The organism is Stenotrophomonas africana (genome assembly GCF_013004645.1).
Lineage (GTDB): Bacteria > Pseudomonadota > Gammaproteobacteria > Xanthomonadales > Xanthomonadaceae > Stenotrophomonas > Stenotrophomonas africana.
The window spans coordinates 652,563-667,229 of sequence record NZ_JABEME010000001.1 but is presented as its reverse complement, the minus strand read 5'-3'; the positions used below and the strand labels follow the sequence as shown (position 1 = coordinate 667,229).

The 14,667-nt window shown below is 68.0% G+C and carries 18 protein-coding genes; 6 read left to right on the top strand and 12 right to left on the bottom strand.

What is annotated here, in order from left to right; all coding sequences use genetic code 11:
• Positions 1-72: 72 nt before the first annotated feature.
• The 3 genes from lptC to HLA98_RS03300 all read right to left on the bottom strand — a co-directional run bounded on the left by lptC (position 73) and on the right by HLA98_RS03300 (position 2,261).
• On the bottom strand, positions 73-648 hold the full coding sequence (lptC, locus tag HLA98_RS03310) for an LPS export ABC transporter periplasmic protein LptC (protein ID WP_049445839.1): 576 nt from the start codon (positions 646-648) through the stop codon (positions 73-75).
• Entirely contained in the window at positions 645-1,193 is a 549-nt protein-coding gene (locus HLA98_RS03305) for a KdsC family phosphatase (RefSeq protein ID WP_129550564.1), read from the bottom strand. Before HLA98_RS03305 ends, lptC begins: the two co-directional genes overlap by 4 nt.
• A gap of 66 nt (positions 1,194-1,259) precedes the next feature.
• Positions 1,260-2,261 (bottom strand): KpsF/GutQ family sugar-phosphate isomerase, encoded by a 1,002-nt coding sequence (locus tag HLA98_RS03300; RefSeq protein WP_049445836.1) that lies wholly within the window; start codon positions 2,259-2,261, stop codon positions 1,260-1,262.
• Between the two features lie 54 nt (positions 2,262-2,315).
• Between HLA98_RS03300 and HLA98_RS03295 the strand changes: the two genes are divergently transcribed.
• From HLA98_RS03295 to HLA98_RS03285, 3 genes are read left to right on the top strand one after another with little or no spacing between them, the layout of a single operon-like run.
• The gene (locus tag HLA98_RS03295; protein ID WP_005408396.1) at positions 2,316-2,546 is read left to right on the top strand and encodes a BolA family protein; all 231 of its coding nucleotides are present in this window, start codon (positions 2,316-2,318) and stop codon (positions 2,544-2,546) included.
• 21 nt (positions 2,547-2,567) lie between these two features.
• Positions 2,568-3,839, top strand: coding sequence for a UDP-N-acetylglucosamine 1-carboxyvinyltransferase (gene murA, locus HLA98_RS03290; RefSeq protein WP_049445833.1), 1,272 nt, complete (start codon positions 2,568-2,570; stop codon positions 3,837-3,839).
• Positions 3,836-4,162 (top strand): hypothetical protein, encoded by a 327-nt coding sequence (locus HLA98_RS03285; RefSeq protein ID WP_049459898.1) that lies wholly within the window; start codon positions 3,836-3,838, stop codon positions 4,160-4,162. Before murA ends, HLA98_RS03285 begins: the two co-directional genes overlap by 4 nt.
• Positions 4,163-4,210: 48 nt before the next feature.
• On the opposite strand, the gene HLA98_RS03280 is transcribed toward HLA98_RS03285, so the two are convergent.
• The 7 genes from HLA98_RS03280 to purM all read right to left on the bottom strand — a co-directional run bounded on the left by HLA98_RS03280 (position 4,211) and on the right by purM (position 9,138).
• Complete coding sequence (locus tag HLA98_RS03280) at positions 4,211-4,894, bottom strand: DUF3108 domain-containing protein (RefSeq protein WP_049445829.1); 684 nt, start codon at positions 4,892-4,894, stop codon at positions 4,211-4,213.
• Between the two features lie 2 nt (positions 4,895-4,896).
• The gene (locus HLA98_RS03275) at positions 4,897-5,721 is read right to left on the bottom strand and encodes a DUF3108 domain-containing protein (RefSeq protein ID WP_057501276.1); all 825 of its coding nucleotides are present in this window, start codon (positions 5,719-5,721) and stop codon (positions 4,897-4,899) included.
• 68 nt (positions 5,722-5,789) lie between these two features.
• Positions 5,790-6,449: a phosphoribosylglycinamide formyltransferase gene (gene purN / locus HLA98_RS03270; RefSeq protein ID WP_057501277.1), complete on the bottom strand. Its 660-nt coding sequence runs from the start codon at positions 6,447-6,449 to the stop codon at positions 5,790-5,792.
• On the bottom strand, positions 6,446-7,108 hold the full coding sequence (locus HLA98_RS03265; protein WP_057501278.1) for a DUF2238 domain-containing protein: 663 nt from the start codon (positions 7,106-7,108) through the stop codon (positions 6,446-6,448). The genes purN and HLA98_RS03265 overlap by 4 nt, the downstream gene beginning before the upstream one ends.
• 41 nt (positions 7,109-7,149) lie before the next feature.
• The gene (locus HLA98_RS03260; protein WP_057501279.1) at positions 7,150-7,572 is read right to left on the bottom strand and encodes a hypothetical protein; all 423 of its coding nucleotides are present in this window, start codon (positions 7,570-7,572) and stop codon (positions 7,150-7,152) included.
• Positions 7,569-8,057, bottom strand: coding sequence for a hypothetical protein (locus tag HLA98_RS03255; protein WP_057501280.1), 489 nt, complete (start codon positions 8,055-8,057; stop codon positions 7,569-7,571). The genes HLA98_RS03260 and HLA98_RS03255 overlap by 4 nt, the downstream gene beginning before the upstream one ends.
• Before the next feature lie 22 nt (positions 8,058-8,079).
• Positions 8,080-9,138 carry a phosphoribosylformylglycinamidine cyclo-ligase gene (gene purM, locus HLA98_RS03250; RefSeq protein WP_057501281.1) on the bottom strand — a complete coding sequence of 353 codons (1,059 nt, stop codon included), beginning with the start codon at positions 9,136-9,138 and terminating at the stop codon, positions 8,080-8,082.
• Positions 9,139-9,237: 99 nt separating this feature from the next.
• On the opposite strand from purM, the gene HLA98_RS03245 reads away from it, so the two are divergent.
• Genes HLA98_RS03245 through hda form a run of 3 tightly spaced genes read left to right on the top strand, consistent with a single transcriptional unit; the run spans position 9,238 to position 12,250 of the window.
• The gene (locus HLA98_RS03245) at positions 9,238-10,377 is read left to right on the top strand and encodes a DUF2066 domain-containing protein (protein ID WP_049445815.1); all 1,140 of its coding nucleotides are present in this window, start codon (positions 9,238-9,240) and stop codon (positions 10,375-10,377) included.
• Positions 10,374-11,543, top strand: a complete 1,170-nt coding sequence (locus HLA98_RS03240) for an AI-2E family transporter (protein WP_049445813.1) — start codon at positions 10,374-10,376, stop codon at positions 11,541-11,543. Before HLA98_RS03245 ends, HLA98_RS03240 begins: the two co-directional genes overlap by 4 nt.
• Positions 11,543-12,250 (top strand): DnaA regulatory inactivator Hda, encoded by a 708-nt coding sequence (hda, locus tag HLA98_RS03235; RefSeq protein ID WP_032130359.1) that lies wholly within the window; start codon positions 11,543-11,545, stop codon positions 12,248-12,250. The genes HLA98_RS03240 and hda overlap by 1 nt, the downstream gene beginning before the upstream one ends.
• Before the next feature lie 666 nt (positions 12,251-12,916).
• Here the strand turns inward: hda and murU are convergent.
• Entirely contained in the window at positions 12,917-13,627 is a 711-nt protein-coding gene (gene murU / locus HLA98_RS03230) for an N-acetylmuramate alpha-1-phosphate uridylyltransferase MurU (RefSeq protein WP_057501282.1), read from the bottom strand.
• A complete protein-coding gene (locus tag HLA98_RS03225; RefSeq protein ID WP_057501283.1) occupies positions 13,624-14,649 on the bottom strand; it encodes an aminoglycoside phosphotransferase family protein in 1,026 nt (341 codons plus the stop codon). Before HLA98_RS03225 ends, murU begins: the two co-directional genes overlap by 4 nt.
• Positions 14,650-14,667 lie beyond the last annotated feature (18 nt).

Here is a 14,667-nt window from a genome sequence, read left to right as displayed (position 1 = left end):
CTGGACCGGGGGCGGGCGGGTGGAGCTGCCGGCCTTGCGCCTGTCCGGAGACGTCGCAGGCTGGCGGCGGAATCAGCGCTTGGGCGTGTAGCGGCCCTTGGACTGGCTGAGGAAATGATACGTGTTGTTCTTCGAATCCACTTCGAAGCCGACGCCGGACTGTTCCATGCCCGGGCGGGTCATGGTCACCAGGGCGTCGGTACGGGCGCGGTTTTCCTTTGGGAACACGTCCAGATGGTCGGTGCGGAAGGTGGTCGGCACGGTGCCCGGGCCGGCCGGGCTGTCGCCAGCGACATTGCCGCGCAGCTTCATCTCGTCGCCCTTGGCACTGAGCCAGCCGGTCTCGGCACGCAGGGTCCAGTGCTTGCCATCCTTGTCCGGCATCTCGAACAGCGGCGTGGCGATGTTGATGGTCTGGTCACCGCGCTGGCGCTCCAGCAGCGGCGCACGCAGCGTGGTCGATTCCTTGCCCTGCTCATCCAGGGCGACGATCTGGAAGTCGTGCAGGACGTAGTCCACGCCGACTTCCTGGCCACCCTTGGCTGGCCCCTTGTCGCGGTTGCGCAGCGCCGCCCAGCTGCTCAGCAGGGCGGCCAGCAGCAGGCCGATGCCGAGCGCGGTGCGCCAGTTGAGGGTGGGCAGGTTCATGCGCCGTACCTCGCCAGTACGGCGTCCACATGCCCCTGCGCGGCCAGCAGGATGTCGCACAGCTCGCGCGCGGCGCCACGCCCACCCTCGCTGCGGGTCTGCCAGTGCACGCGCTCGGCGATCCATGCATGGGCGTTGGCCGGGGCCACCGCCAGGCCGACCGCGCCGAGCGGCGCCAGGTCGGGCAGGTCATCGCCCATGAACGCCACCTGTTCCAGGCCGATGCCATGCTGCGCGCACAGCGCCTGCACGCTGGCCAGCTTGTCGCCCACGGCGATCTGGGTATCGATGCCGAGGTCGGCGCCGCGCTTGAGCGCGGACTGGCTGTTGCGCGCGGTGATCAGCACGGGGTGGATACCGCACTGCTGCAGCAGTTTCAGACCCAGACCATCCTGCACGAAGTACGCCTTGCTCTCGTTGCCGTCCTTGTCGTAGTACAGCCGACCGTCGGTGAGGGTGCCGTCCACGTCGAAGCAGGCCAGGCGGATTCGGGCCGCAGCGGCATGCAGGTGGGTGGGGAAGGCGGGCAGGGGGGACCAGGGCATCAGGGCGGCAGGCTCGTTGGGGGCAGGTGCGGCGTTACAGGATGAATGGGGTCGATGGACTGTCGGTTAAACCACCCGGGCCCGCAACAGGTCATGAATGTTCAGGGCACCGACCGCGCGTCCCTGGCCATCGACCACGATCAGGCCGGTGATCTTGTGGGTCTCCATCAGCCGGGCCGCCTCGACCGCCAGTTGGTCGGCGCCGATGGTGCGCGGGTTGCGCGTCATCACATCGGCGATCTTCGCGGTACGCACGTCCAGCGCGCTGTCCAGTGCACGGCGCAGGTCACCGTCGGTGAACAGGCCGATCAGCACACCGTCGGCATCGACCACGGCGGTCATGCCCAGCCGTTTGCGGCTCATCTCCACCAGCGCTTCGCTGAGGCTGGCGTCGGCGCCCACGCTGGGCAGGTCGTCGCCGGTGTGCATCACGTCGGTGATGTGCAGCAGCAGGCGGCGGCCGAGGCTGCCGGCCGGGTGTGAACGGGCGAAATCGTCGGCGGTGAAGCCGCGTGCGTCGAGCAGGGCCACGGCCAGCGCATCGCCCATCGCCAGCGAGGCGGTGGTGCTGGAGGTCGGCGCCAGCGCCAGCGGGCACGCCTCGGCCGGCACGCTGACGTCCAGATGGATGTCGGCAGCGGTGGCCAGGCTGGACTGTGGGCGCCCGGTCATGGAAATCAGCACGTTGCCCTGGCGCTTGAGCACCGGCAGCAGCATCAGCACCTCGTCGGACTCGCCCGAATAGGACAGGGCCAGCACCACGTCGTCCTCGGTGATCATGCCCAGGTCGCCGTGGCCGGCTTCACCGGGATGCACGTAGAACGCCGGCGTACCGGTGGACGCCAGGGTGGCGGCGATCTTGCGGGCGATATGCCCGGACTTGCCCATGCCGGTGGCGACCACCCGCCCGCGGCTGGCCAGGATCGCCTGGCAGGCCTGCTGGAAGGCCTCGCCAAGCCGGTCGGCCACGGCATCCAGCGCCTGCCGCTCGATCTCGAAGACGCGGCGGCCGCTGGCGACCAGGCCGGCAGGGTCGACGGAACGGGGGGGCAACAGGGATTCGGCCATGCGGACGCCACGCAGCGGAAGTAGAATGGAGGCACATTTTATTAGGAAAGCCCGTTGGACGCCGACACCATCCGCAATCTGATCGAAACCGGCCTGCCCGGCGCCCGCGCCGACGTGCAGGGCGACGATGGCGTGCATTTCGAAGCGACCGTGGTCTGCGAGGCCTTTGCCGGCAAGATGCCGCTGGCCCGCCACCGCATGGTGTATGCCACGCTGGGCGACCTGATGGGCGGCGCGATCCACGCGCTGGCGCTGAAAACCGTGACCCCGGCCGAAGCCGGCTGAACCGCAGAAGATCCCGAATACATGGCCAAGATCGTTGTGACCGGCGGCGCTGCGCTGCACGGTGAAGTGAGCATCTCCGGCGCCAAGAACGCCGTCCTCCCCATTCTCTGCGCGACCCTGCTGGCCGATGCGCCGGTGGAGATCACCAACGTGCCGCACCTGCACGACGTGGTCACTACGGTGAAGCTGCTGGGCGAGCTGGGCGCCAAGGTCACCATCGACCAGGGCACGCTGTCGCGCGGCAGCGCGATCGTGGTCGACCCGCGTCCGGTCAACCAGCACGTGGCACCCTACGAGCTGGTCAAGACCATGCGCGCCTCGATCCTGGTGCTGGGCCCGCTGCTGGCCCGCTTCGGCGCGGCGGAAGTATCGCTGCCGGGCGGCTGCGCGATCGGCTCGCGCCCGGTCGACCAGCACATCAAGGGCCTGCAGGCGCTGGGTGCCGAGATCGTGGTCGAGAACGGCTTCATCAAGGCCACCGCCAAGCGCCTGAAGGGGGGCCATTTCACCTTCGACATGGTCAGCGTCACCGGCACCGAGAACGTGCTGATGGGTGCGGTGCTGGCCGAAGGCACCACCATCCTCGACAACTGCGCGATGGAACCGGAAGTGACCGATCTGGCGCACTGCCTGATCGCACTGGGCGCAAAGATCGAAGGCCTGGGCACCGCCCGCCTGGTGATCGAAGGCGTCGAGCGCCTGTCCGGTGGCCGCCACGAAGTGCTGCCCGACCGCATCGAGACCGGTACCTTCCTGGTGGCTGCGGCGATGACCGGTGGCAAGGTCACGGTCAACCGTGCGCGCCCGAACACCATGGACGCGGTGCTGTCCAAGCTGGTCGAGGCTGGTGCGACGATCGAGACCACCGATGACACCATCACCCTGGACATGCAGGGCAAGCGGCCGAAGGCGGTCAACCTGACCACCGCGCCGTACCCGGCATTCCCGACCGACATGCAGGCGCAGTTCATGGCGCTCAACTGCGTGGCCGACGGCGTGGGCGTGATCAACGAAACGATCTTCGAGAACCGTTTCATGCACGTCAACGAACTGCTGCGCCTGGGTGCGGACATCCAGGTCGAAGGGCATACCGCCATCGTGCGTGGCAGCGAGCACCTGAGCGGTGCACCGGTGATGGCCACCGACCTGCGCGCCTCGGCCTCGCTGATCCTGGCCGGCCTGATGGCCAGCGGCGATACCACCATCGACCGCATCTACCACCTTGATCGTGGCTACGAGAACATCGAAGAGAAGCTGTCTTCGCTCGGCGCCACCATCCGGCGCGTGCCATGATCCTGCGCGGCAAGTTCAGCCCCCGTCGCAAGGCGCTGCTGGCCCTGGTGCTGATCGTGCTGGCATGGCTGGGCTATGCCTGGTACGCCAACATCGCCATCACCCAGGGCATCGAGCAGAAGGACATGGACTGGAACGGCGATGGCACGGTTTCGCGTGATGAAATCATCGAGTCGTTCTATGCGGTCGCGGTGAACGACAGCCAGGACGGCAACCGTCATTGCCGCACCTTCGTCTGGCGCAGCACCGGTGAGCAGATCCGCGTGGACTGCCGCACCGAGTTCAAGGCGGCCGAAGAGAAGCCGGCCGAAGCGAAGAAATAAGAAAACGCCCGCGAAAGCGGGCGTTTTTCTGGGTGCGCGGATCTCCGGTCAGTTCATCGCCCTGATGGTCAGGTCCAACGCATCGCGGCCGCTCTCACGCTGCAGCATGCGCGCCGGCACCGGGAACTCCGGCACGATCCAGGCGATCAGCTCCTTGTTGCCGTCGGCACGCGAGACCTTGGTGGCCTCGTAGCTCTTGCCGCCCACGGTGATCGACTCCTTGCCGATCACGCGGTAGGTCATGTTCTTGATGCGGCCTTCGTCGACCATGCGATAGGTCAGCGGCTTGCCGGCGGCGAGGTCACGGGCGATCGCCAGGTTGATCAGCAGCGCGTCCATGTCGCCCGCCTTCAGCGCGATGGGGCCCGCACGGTCCGGCTTGATGTCGCCGGTCCAGGTGGCCTGGTTGCTGGTCCAGTTGTAGTTGGCCTGCACGTTGCGCTTCTTCACCAGCAGCGCCGAACGGTCCTGGCTGCTGAGCGGGCGCAGCTGGCCACGTACTTCCTCGAACACCGTGCTCTGGCTGAGGTCGGCCAGCTGGTTCTTCACCTGCAGGCTGTAGCGCCACTTGTTGCTGCCTTCGCTGGCCAGGGTCATGGTGCCGTTGGCCTGCATGCCCATGTAGCTGGCCAGGTAATCCGCCTTGAACGGTTCCAGGGCCATGGCCGGCAGGCTGGCCACGGTCAGGGCAGCGGCTGCGATCCAGGTGAGGGGGCGGGTCAGGGTGTTCATGCTCAGACTCCTTGGTATTCGATCAGGCGCAGATCGACGCGGTCTTCGCCGTCTTCGCGTTGCAGGATGCGCACCGGGGTGGGGACACCGTTGGCGATCCAGAGAATGGTTTCGTTTCTGCCACCGTTGGTCCGGTAGACCCGCAGCGCGTTGTAGGACAGGTCGCCGACCTCGACGTTCTCGGTCTGCGGCGCGGCCTGGTAATCGTGTTCGCGGACCTTGCCCATGTCCACGTAGCGGTAATGCAGGGTGGCGCCCGGACGGGCATCGCGCATGATCGCCAGATTGATCAGCAGCGCACTCTGGTCGCCCGCCTGCAGCGGGATCGGCTGCGCGCGTTCCTTCTTGACGTCACCGGTCCATTGCGCGGTGCCAGCCTGCCAGTTGTAGGTGCCGACCGCCTTCTTGCCCAGGAACAGGCCCTTGCGGACCGTGCTCTGGCTGAGCGGCGCATACACGCCGCTGCGTTCCTCGAACACCGTGCTCTGTTCGATGTTCAGGCCCAGCACGCTGGCAAAGCCGCGGCGGCCGACCACCTGCATGTCCACCCGCCACTGGCTGCCGCCGGTGTGGGTGACCTGCATGCTGGCATCACCCGCTTCCTTGCCCTTGTAGAAGGCCTGGTAGGTGGCGCTGAACGGCTGCAGCGGCGGTGGCTCCCAGGCCAGTGCCGGCGGCATCGGTACGGCCGGCGCCTCGGCAGGCGGCTGCGCCGCAGGCACCAGTGCCGGCGAGGTGGCGGGCGCCTGTGCCTGGCCCCAGCCCACGCCGGGGAACACGACAAGCGACAGCAGCAATGAAGTGGGCAGCAGGGTCGTGGTCTTCATGAAGGACAGGAACCGCAGGAGGAGGGCAGGATGCCAGCCCCGCAGTCAGCGGGGCGTGTGCATGGGGACTACCGGTTCAGGTTCCCGGCGGAATCTAGGGCCAACGGGCTAAACAGGGGGTGACCGTCCAGTTGCGGCTGGCCTTCCCGTTCAGCCAGGCGGCCGGCGCACAACAGCTGCAGGGTGGCGATCAGCAGCGGATGCTCCACTGCCAGCACGCGCGCGGCCAGGGCCTGCGCGTCATCACCCGGTTGCACCGGTACACGCACCTGCGCCAGCACTGCGCCCGCATCCAGCTCGGGCACGACCAGATGCACGCTGGCACCGTGCTCGGCGTCGCCTGCCTGCAGCGCCCGGGCATGGGTGTCCAGGCCCTTGTGCAGCGGCAGCAGCGACGGATGGATGTTGACCAGGCGGCCATTGAAGCGCTGTACGAAGGCCGCGCCGAGGATGCGCATGTAGCCGGCGCAGACGATCCAGTCCGGCTGTACTGCGGCCAGCGCATCGCCGAGCGCCTGCTCGTAGCTGGCGCGGTCGCTGAAGGACTTCGGTGCGTGCGCCCAGCGCAGGTCCGGTGCGACGCGCTGCAGGGCCTCCGCGGCGGGGCGGTCGGAAAACACACCGACCACCTCGGCGGGCAGGCGGCCCGCTGCGATGGCATCGAGGATGGCCTGCAGGTTGCTGCCGCGCCCGGAAGCAAGCACGGCAATGCGGGTGGGCGCGGTCATTGCTGGACGCTCCGGCGGACCAACGGCCAGGTCAGCAGGCTGCCCACGGTGGCCATCAGCATGTCGGCATGCGCGTCCCACATGTCGCCCTGCTGCCCGTTGTAGGCTTCGGCGGCATCCGGCGACAGGGCCAGCGCGATGGCCCACTCGAACCATTCGTAGACCAGGCTGGCGCACATCACCGTCATCACCGCCAGGGTGAAGGCCTGGCCCAGGCGCAGCGCAGGCCACGCATGACGGGCCAGCTGCAGCAGCGCGGGAGTGAAGCAGACGCCGAACAGGAAGTGGATGAGACGGTCGAAATGGTTGCGCTGCCAGCCGAAGGCCGCATTCGGCGACCAGCCGGTCAGCGTCTGCGCCCAGGCGTCGTAGGGCACGTTGGAATACAGCCAGCGCGCGGCCACGCAGTGCAGGGCGATGAAGCCGCAGATGGCGATGAAGGCTCCGTTGTCCAACCAGCCACCGCGACGGTCGACCCACAGCAGCGCGGCCAGCCCGACCACGGTGAGGGTGCTGTGCAGGGCCTGCTCGGTAGGCCACAGCGGGTGGACCCAGCTGATTGCAAACACTGCCAGCACGGCAGCAAAGGCCAGCTTCTTGGGGCCCGAGAAACGGTGGGTGGTGGGCGAAGCGGACGTCGGGAGGGCAGGCGCGGACATGGAAAATCGATCAGAAAAGGAAGGGGCGTCTGCCGGCAGGTTCAGACACTGAGGTGGTCGCCGCGGTCGAACAGCGCGGCCATTTCAGGCTTGGACAGGAACACCCAGGCATAGGCGGCCAGGGCCATGCCCAGCGGGCCGGCCAGTACGCCCAGCCAGGCTGCGCGCTGGCACCAGGCCAGCCCGGTGCGATGTGACAGCTGGCGCGCGGTGTGCAGCTGCACGAAGCCCAGCACGGCCGCCAGTGCGGCGATCGACGCATAGACCGTGGTCAGCATCCAGGCATCGTCCAGCCCGCGTGACTCGGCCACCCAGCCGCTGAGGCCGAGGAACGCCACTGTGGCGACCCAATGGAAGCCGGCCAACGCGTAGAACAGCACTTTCAGGGTCTGCAGATGGCTGGTCAGCTGCAGCTGCGCCAGGGCCTGATGCGGCAGCGGCGGCGGATTGCCGGAAGCGGTCATGCGGTCGCGGCGGGAAGGTCGAAGGCGGCCTTGACCTGCGGGCGCAGCAGGGTGATCAGGCTGAACACCCCCAGCGCAGTGCCGATCGGCGCGAACAGGCAGGCCAGTCCGGCCACGATCAGGCACAGCAGGTAGCGGCGGCGACGGGTCAGGCAGCGGCCGGCGTAGGCCACGAACGCGCCCAGGGTCACGCCACCGAACACGATGACGCAGCCGACGATGGTGAACATCCAGCCGAACAGGCGCTGCTCGGCCGGCGACGACGGCTGGCCGCCGGAATTCATCGGCAGGTTGCCGGTGAGCGCGGTGATGCCCAGCACGATGTGGATGATGAAGATCAGCGAGAACAGCGCGATCAGCCCGCCGACCACGTAGTGCGCGATGGCCAGCATGCGCAGGTGGTCGGCATCCTGTGCGCTGAACACCGGTACCGTCGCCAGCGGCGGCGGCACGGGTGCGGGCGACAAGGGGGGCGTTGCGTCCATGCGGGCTCCTGGGTTGCCGGAATCAGCCGATGTGGACGCGTTCGGCGCCTTCGGCGGTGACCACCTGGCCGATGGTCCAGTGCTCCAGGCCCTGCGCCTTGACCGCGTCGGACACTGCGGCCACCTGGTCCGGCGCCACGATCAGCACGAAGCCGATGCCGCAGTTGAAGGTTCGCCACATCTCGCTGTCGGCCACCGCGCCTTCCTTCTGCAGCCACTGGAACACCGGCGGCAGGGTCCAGGACGAGGCCTGGATGTCCAGGCCGAGGCCTTCGGGCACCACGCGGATGATGTTCTCGGTCAGGCCGCCACCGGTGATGTGGGCCATGCCATGGATGGCGGCGCCGTGCGACTTCAGCAGCGACAGGATCGGCTTGACGTACAGGCGGGTCGGCGCCATCAGGGCATCGACCAGCTTCACGCCGCCTTCCAGCTCCAGATCGGCCGGGCGGCCTGCGCGGTCGTAGATGCGGCGCACCAGCGAGTAGCCGTTGGAGTGCGGGCCGGAGGAGGCGATGCCGATCAGCACGTCGCCGGCGGCCACGCTGGCGCCGTCCTTCAGCTCGCTCTTCTCGACTGCAGCCACCGTGAAGCCGGCCAGGTCGTACTCGCCGGGGGCATACATATCGGGCATTTCAGCGGTTTCACCGCCGATCAGCGCGCAGCCGGCCTCGGTGCAGCCGTTGGCGATGCCGCCCACGACCGCCGCGGCGGTGTCGATGTCCAGCTTGCCGGTGGCGAAGTAGTCCAGGAAGAACAGCGGCTCGGCCCCCTGCACCAGCACGTCGTTCACGCACATGGCGACCAGGTCGATACCGATCGTATCGTGGCGGTTCAGCTGGTGGGCCAGCTTCAGCTTGGTGCCCACGCCATCGGTACCCGACACCAGCACCGGCTCGCGGTACTTGTTGGACAGGTCGAACAGGGCGCCGAAGCCACCCAGGCCGCCCATCACTTCCGGGCGGAAGCTGCGCTTGACCAGGGGCTTGATCCGCTCGACCAGTTCGTTGCCGGCGTCGATGTCGACACCCGCGTCACGATAGGTGAGGGGGGAGGGGGCGGAAGACGGGGTGTTGGTCACGGGCGTCGGCGCTGGCAGGGGTTGAACGGCCGATTTTAACAGGCCGCATTGGCGCAAAGGCCGTATTCGGGCAACAATTCCCCCGGATACGTCGAGCCAATGGATGTCCTGATGCGCCGCAGCCTGATTCTGACCCTGCTCCTTGCGCTGAGCCTGCCGGTGGCCACGATGGCCCAGAGTGGCCTGCGCACCGAGGGTGATGTTGCCACCGCCACTGGCGCGTACGAGGCCGAAGTGCCCGTCAACAGCCAGGCCGAAGCCGACCGCAACGGCGCCCTGGCCCGCGCCTTGAGCGTGGTACTGGGCAAGTTGTCCGGCGATCGCAGCGTGATGTCGCGTCCTGGCGTGGCGCAGGCGCTGCGCAATGCCAAGGATTACGTGGCCAGCTACGACTACAAGCAGGACCAGAGCGTGAGCGCCAGTGGCGCCCCCAGCTTCCGTACCCTGCTGGTGGCCCGCTTCCGCGAGGACGATGTCGATTCGCTGGTGTCGGCGCTGGGCCTGCCGCTGTGGCCGCAGCCGCGACCGAAGCCGGTGCTGTGGCTGGCCGTCGACGACGGCAGCGGTCCGCGACTGGTCAGCGTGCAGCAGGCCAACGCCGCGCGCCCGTTGCTGAACCGCGCCATCGAACGTGGCTACAAGCTGGGCCTGCCCAGCGGTGGTGCCGCTGAACAGGCGCTGGCCGGTGCCATCTGGCGCCAGGACAGCGCCGCCGTGGCCCGCGCCTCTTCGCGCTACTCGCCACCGATGCAGCTGATCGGCAAGCTGTACCGCGCCAACGGCGGCTGGCAGGCGGACTGGGTGTTCGTCGACAACGGCCGTGAGCTGAACAAGTGGACCAGCAAGGACGCCAACGCCATGCGCGCGATGGCCGCCGGTGCCGATGGTGCCGCCGATGCGCTGGTCAAGCGCTATGCCAAGGCCGGCGCGGCCGTCGGCCAGGCCGGCACCTACCGGGTGGTGGTCACCGGCATCAACAGCGCCGATGACTACCTGCGCCTGGCTGCCGGCCTGCGCGAGGTGCCGGTGGTGCGCAACGTCACCCCGCTGCACGCTTCGGCTGGCCAGCTGGAGCTGAGCCTGGAGATGACCACCGGCCTGGCCGGCTTCAACCGCATGCTGGGCGACAACGGCGTACTGGTGCCTAGCGCCGCGCTGCCTGCCTTGCCGACGCCGATCGACGACACCACCGGTGCCCCGGTCGCTGCGCCGGTCAGCAACGAGTACCGCCTGCGATGAACCTGACCCCGGAAGCGGAAATCGCGCAGTTCCTGCGCCGCCTGAAGTACATCCTGTTCGCCGGCCTGATCGGCTGGGTGGTATGGCTGCTGGCGCCGATCCTGACCCCGTTCGTGCTGGCGCTGGCGCTGGCCTGGCTGGGCGATCCGCTGGTGGACCGCATCGAGGCCACCGGCCGTTCGCGCATGACCGGCGTGGTGCTGGTGTTCGCGGCGATGGTGCTGGTGATCGTGGCGCTGCTGCTGGTGCTGGTGCCGATGATCGAGCGCCAGATCACCACCTTGATCGCGGCGGCGCCGCAGGCACAGGCGTGGCTGATGGAAAAGGGCATTCCCTGGTTCGAGCAGAAGACCGGCCTGGAAGTGATGCAGTGGATGGACCCGGACCGCCTGATCGAATGGGTGCGCAGCCACTGGCAGCAGGCCGGCGGCTTCGCGACCACGTTCATGGGCTATGTCTCGCGCTCGGGCTTTGCGATGGTGACCTGGGTGGTCAACATCCTGCTGCTGCCGATCCTGGCGTTCTACTTCCTGCGTGACTGGGACAAGCTGGTCGAGCGGGTGGCGTCGGTGATTCCACGCAACCAGATCGGCACCATCAGCGCGTTGGCGCGTGAATCCAACGAGGTGCTGGGCGCGTTCATCCGCGGCCAGTTCCTGGTGATGCTGGCGCTGGGCGTGATCTATGCCGGCGGCCTGTCGCTGGTCGGCCTCAAGCTGGGCCTGCTGATCGGCCTGATTGCCGGCTTGATCAGCTTCATTCCCTACCTGGGCGCGACCACCGGCATCCTGATGGCGATCGTGGCCGCGCTGGTGCAGGCGCAGGGCTTCGACCTGAAGCTGCTGATCCTGGTCGGCGTGGTGTTCACCGTGGGCCAGCTGCTGGAAAGCTACGTGCTGACCCCGCGCATCGTCGGCGACAAGATCGGCCTGCACCCGGTGGCGGTGATCTTTGCGGTGATGGCCGGTGGCCAGCTGTTCGGCTTCCTCGGGATGCTGCTGGCGCTGCCGGTGGCAGCGGTGACCAACGTGCTGCTGCGCTACGCGCACCAGCGTTATCGCCAGAGCGAGCTGTACGTGGGTGAGAAGCCGGCGATTGTGCTTGATGGTGTTGTTGACCAGCCCCATATCATCATTCCGAATGACAAGGGCCCCGACCTGAAGTGATGGGTGTGCCGCAACTGCCGCTGGCCCTGCATTACCCGCGGGACCAGCGCCTGGAGACCTTCATCGGCGCGCCGGACGGCGCGCTGGCGCAGCTGCGCGCGATCGCGGTGGGCGCCAGCCACGACTGGGTCTACCTGGAGGGTGCGGCGGGCACCGGCAAGACCCATCAGGCGCTGGCGATGTGCTCCAGCGCAGAGCAGGCCGGGCGGCTGCCGACCTACGTGCCGCTGGCCAGCGCCGCGGGGCGCGTACGCGCGGCGCTGGATGGGCTGGAGGCGCGTGAGCTGGTGGCGCTGGACGGCCTGGACGAGGTCGCCGGCAACCGCGAGGACGAGATCGCGCTGTTTGATTTCCACAACCGCGCGCGCGCTGCAGGTGTGACCGTGCTGTACACGGCGCAGAAGGCGCCGGAAGAACTGGGCCTGGTACTGCCCGACCTGCGTTCGCGGCTGGGCCAGTGCGTGCGTGTGCTGCTGCAGCCGCTGGACGAGGAAGGTCGGGCAGCGGTGCTGCGCGAGCGCGCGCTGCGGCGTGGGCTGGCGATCGACGAGGCGTCCATCGAGTGGCTGCTGTCGCACACCGGGCGCGAGCTGGGTGGGTTGATCACGCTGCTGGATTGGCTGGATCGCGAATCGCTGGCGGCGAAGCGGCGGATCACCGTGCCGTTCCTGCGCCAGGTGCTGGAAGAAGGCCGGCCTCGTTACTGAAGGATGTTGTTCGGCAGGGCTGCGCCCTGCACCCGCCGAAGCCGAAGCAACGTCAACGTCAAAAGCGGGCTTCCTGAGGGGAGGCGGGGCGCTGTGGGTTTGCGGGGACGCCGTGAACCCGTCCATGGGGGCTTGGTCGCCGCATCCATGCGGCTCGCACCCCGCAAGCCCACAGCGCCCCGCCTTCGACAGGTTCCCGCGATCTGCCGGGACTGCGTACTGCACTGTTGACTGCTGTTGGTGGGTGTCGACCTTGGTCGACACAGTAGATCCACGCCATGCGTGGATGAGGGTTTCAGCCACGCGGGAATGATTTTTCCTGGAGAGCCGAGCCTATGCTCGGCTTTCTTGCATCGGGGCGGACGGCCAAAGGCAGCCGAGCGCGGGCTCGGCTCTACAGGAGCAAGTGAGCGCGCGAGCGAGCGCAGCGAAGCGAAGCGATCCGCTTTTGATTTTCTTTTTCTTTTCCGTGGCTGGACGCCCACGGAAACTGTCAGAGGCCGGGCGGGGTGGGTTGCGCAGGGGCGTGAGCCGCATGGATGCGGCGACCGAGCTTACAGGGACGTACTTGCAGCGTCCCCTGCGCAGCCCATCCCGCCCGGCCAAGCACGGCTTTGCAGTCGAGCAAGCTCGACTCTACCGACCCCGCATCCAGCCACGAGGGGCTCAGCCGTTCGCGGCCAACTCCACATCCAGCGCGCGCAGGCGATCCACGGTGCCGACATCGGTCCAGCGCCCGCGATGGTGCTGCCCCGTCATCAACCCCTGCGACATGAAATGCTTCTGCAGCGGCACCACCGAGAACTTCGGCGGCAGCCGCTCGCTGCCCGGGGCATCGCCGATCACCGTGCGCCAGTCGGCCACGATCGAAGGGCGATACACGCCGATGCCGGCATAGGTCAGGCACGGTCCTTCGCGGTCGTGGTGCAGCAGCCCCTGCGCATCCAGGCGGTAGTCACCGTCGGGATGCTGCACCGGATTGTCGACCAGCACCAGGTGCGCCTGGCCCTGCGGTTCGCGTGGCAGCGTGGCGAAATCGAAATCGGTCCAGATGTCGCCGTTAACCACCAGGAACGGGGCGTCGCCCAGCACCGGCAACGCGTTGAGGATGCCGCCGCCGGTTTCCAGCGGGGTCTGCCCTTCATACATGAAATGCAGGCGCAGGCCCCATTGGCTGCCATCACCCAGCGTCGCCGGGAACTGCTCGGCCAGCCATGCGGTGTTGACCACCACCTCGCGCACGCCGAGTGCGGCCAGGCGTTCCAGGTGCCAGACGATCAGCGGCTTGCCGGCCACTTCCAGCAGCGGCTTGGGCGTGCGCAGGGTCAGCGGGCGCATGCGCTCGCCGAGGCCGGCGGCAAAGACCAGCGCTTTCATCGGGCCACGCGCATCGGTGCGGCCAGCTCGGCCAGCGCCGGCTTGATGCGGTGCTCCAGCAGTTGCTGCAGCGGTGCCAGCTCGCGGTAGCGCGGCAGCACTTCATCCAGATAGGTGATGAAGCGCGGCGCGTCGTCGAGGTAATGGCCCTTGTTGTCGCGGTAGCGCAGGCGGCAGAACAGGCCAAGGATCTTCACGTGGCGCTGGATGCCCATCCAGTCGGCATCGCGCAGGAAGGTGGCGCGGTCGGGCACCGGCAGGCCGGCGTCGCGGGCACGCTCGTGGTACTGCGCCAGCCACTCGTCCACACGCTCCAGCGGCCAGCTCAGGAACGCGTCCTTGAACAGGCTCATCGCATCGTAGGCGATCGGGCCGCGCACCAGGTCCTGGAAATCCAGCACTGCGGGACCATTTTCGACCGGCATCAGATTGCGCGGCATGTAGTCGCGGTGGGTCATCAGCTGGGCCTGGCCCAGCGCGTTGTCCATCAAGCGGCGGTGTACCAGCTGCAGCCCCTCGATCTCGCCGCAGTCCAGCTCCAGGTTCAGGTGGCGCTGCAGGAACCATTCGTCGAACAGGCCGGCATCGCGCTGCAGCAGTGCTTCGCCGAACTGGCCGAAGTCGGCCGGCACCGGGATCGCCTGCAGACGCAGCAGCTGTTCGATCGAACGGCCGAACCAGTCGTCAGCGTTGCGCTCATCGAGGATCTTCGCCAGGGTCGGGCCACCGAGATCTTCCAGCAGCAGGAAACCGGCATCCAGATCCTGCGCGAGCAGGGCCGGCACACGCAGGCCGTGGTCGTGCAGCAGGCCGCGCATGCGCAGCCACGGCCGCGGATCTTCCAGTCCCGGCGGGGCATCCATCACGATGTGGCTGCCACCGGTGCTGGTGGTGCGCCAGTAGCTGCGCATGCCGGCATCGACCGAGGCGCGTTCGACCACCGCGCTGGCATCATCGAGCTGGGTACGGGCCCACTGCAGGCGCTGCGCGCTGCGCTGGGGGTCGGAGGCGGGTTCGGTCATGCAGGCATATCCGGGCGC

Excerpts from the sequence above, each read along its gene's own strand:
- lptC (WP_049445839.1), bottom strand. The coding sequence starts at position 648 with ATGAACCTGCCCACCCTCAACTGGCGCACCGCGCTCGGCATCGGCCTG.
- HLA98_RS03305 (WP_129550564.1), bottom strand. The coding sequence starts at position 1,193 with ATGCCCTGGTCCCCCCTGCCCGCCTTCCCCACCCACCTGCATGCCGCT.
- HLA98_RS03300 (WP_049445836.1), bottom strand. The coding sequence starts at position 2,261 with ATGGCCGAATCCCTGTTGCCCCCCCGTTCCGTCGACCCTGCCGGCCTG.
- murA (WP_049445833.1), top strand. The coding sequence starts at position 2,568 with ATGGCCAAGATCGTTGTGACCGGCGGCGCTGCGCTGCACGGTGAAGTG.
- HLA98_RS03285 (WP_049459898.1), top strand. The coding sequence starts at position 3,836 with ATGATCCTGCGCGGCAAGTTCAGCCCCCGTCGCAAGGCGCTGCTGGCC.
- HLA98_RS03280 (WP_049445829.1), bottom strand. The coding sequence starts at position 4,894 with ATGAACACCCTGACCCGCCCCCTCACCTGGATCGCAGCCGCTGCCCTG.
- HLA98_RS03275 (WP_057501276.1), bottom strand. The coding sequence starts at position 5,721 with ATGAAGACCACGACCCTGCTGCCCACTTCATTGCTGCTGTCGCTTGTC.
- purN (WP_057501277.1), bottom strand. The coding sequence starts at position 6,449 with ATGACCGCGCCCACCCGCATTGCCGTGCTTGCTTCCGGGCGCGGCAGC.
- HLA98_RS03265 (WP_057501278.1), bottom strand. The coding sequence starts at position 7,108 with ATGTCCGCGCCTGCCCTCCCGACGTCCGCTTCGCCCACCACCCACCGT.
- HLA98_RS03260 (WP_057501279.1), bottom strand. The coding sequence starts at position 7,572 with ATGACCGCTTCCGGCAATCCGCCGCCGCTGCCGCATCAGGCCCTGGCG.
- HLA98_RS03255 (WP_057501280.1), bottom strand. The coding sequence starts at position 8,057 with ATGGACGCAACGCCCCCCTTGTCGCCCGCACCCGTGCCGCCGCCGCTG.
- HLA98_RS03245 (WP_049445815.1), top strand. The coding sequence starts at position 9,238 with ATGGATGTCCTGATGCGCCGCAGCCTGATTCTGACCCTGCTCCTTGCG.
- HLA98_RS03240 (WP_049445813.1), top strand. The coding sequence starts at position 10,374 with ATGAACCTGACCCCGGAAGCGGAAATCGCGCAGTTCCTGCGCCGCCTG.
- hda (WP_032130359.1), top strand. The coding sequence starts at position 11,543 with ATGGGTGTGCCGCAACTGCCGCTGGCCCTGCATTACCCGCGGGACCAG.
- murU (WP_057501282.1), bottom strand. The coding sequence starts at position 13,627 with ATGAAAGCGCTGGTCTTTGCCGCCGGCCTCGGCGAGCGCATGCGCCCG.
- HLA98_RS03225 (WP_057501283.1), bottom strand. The coding sequence starts at position 14,649 with ATGACCGAACCCGCCTCCGACCCCCAGCGCAGCGCGCAGCGCCTGCAG.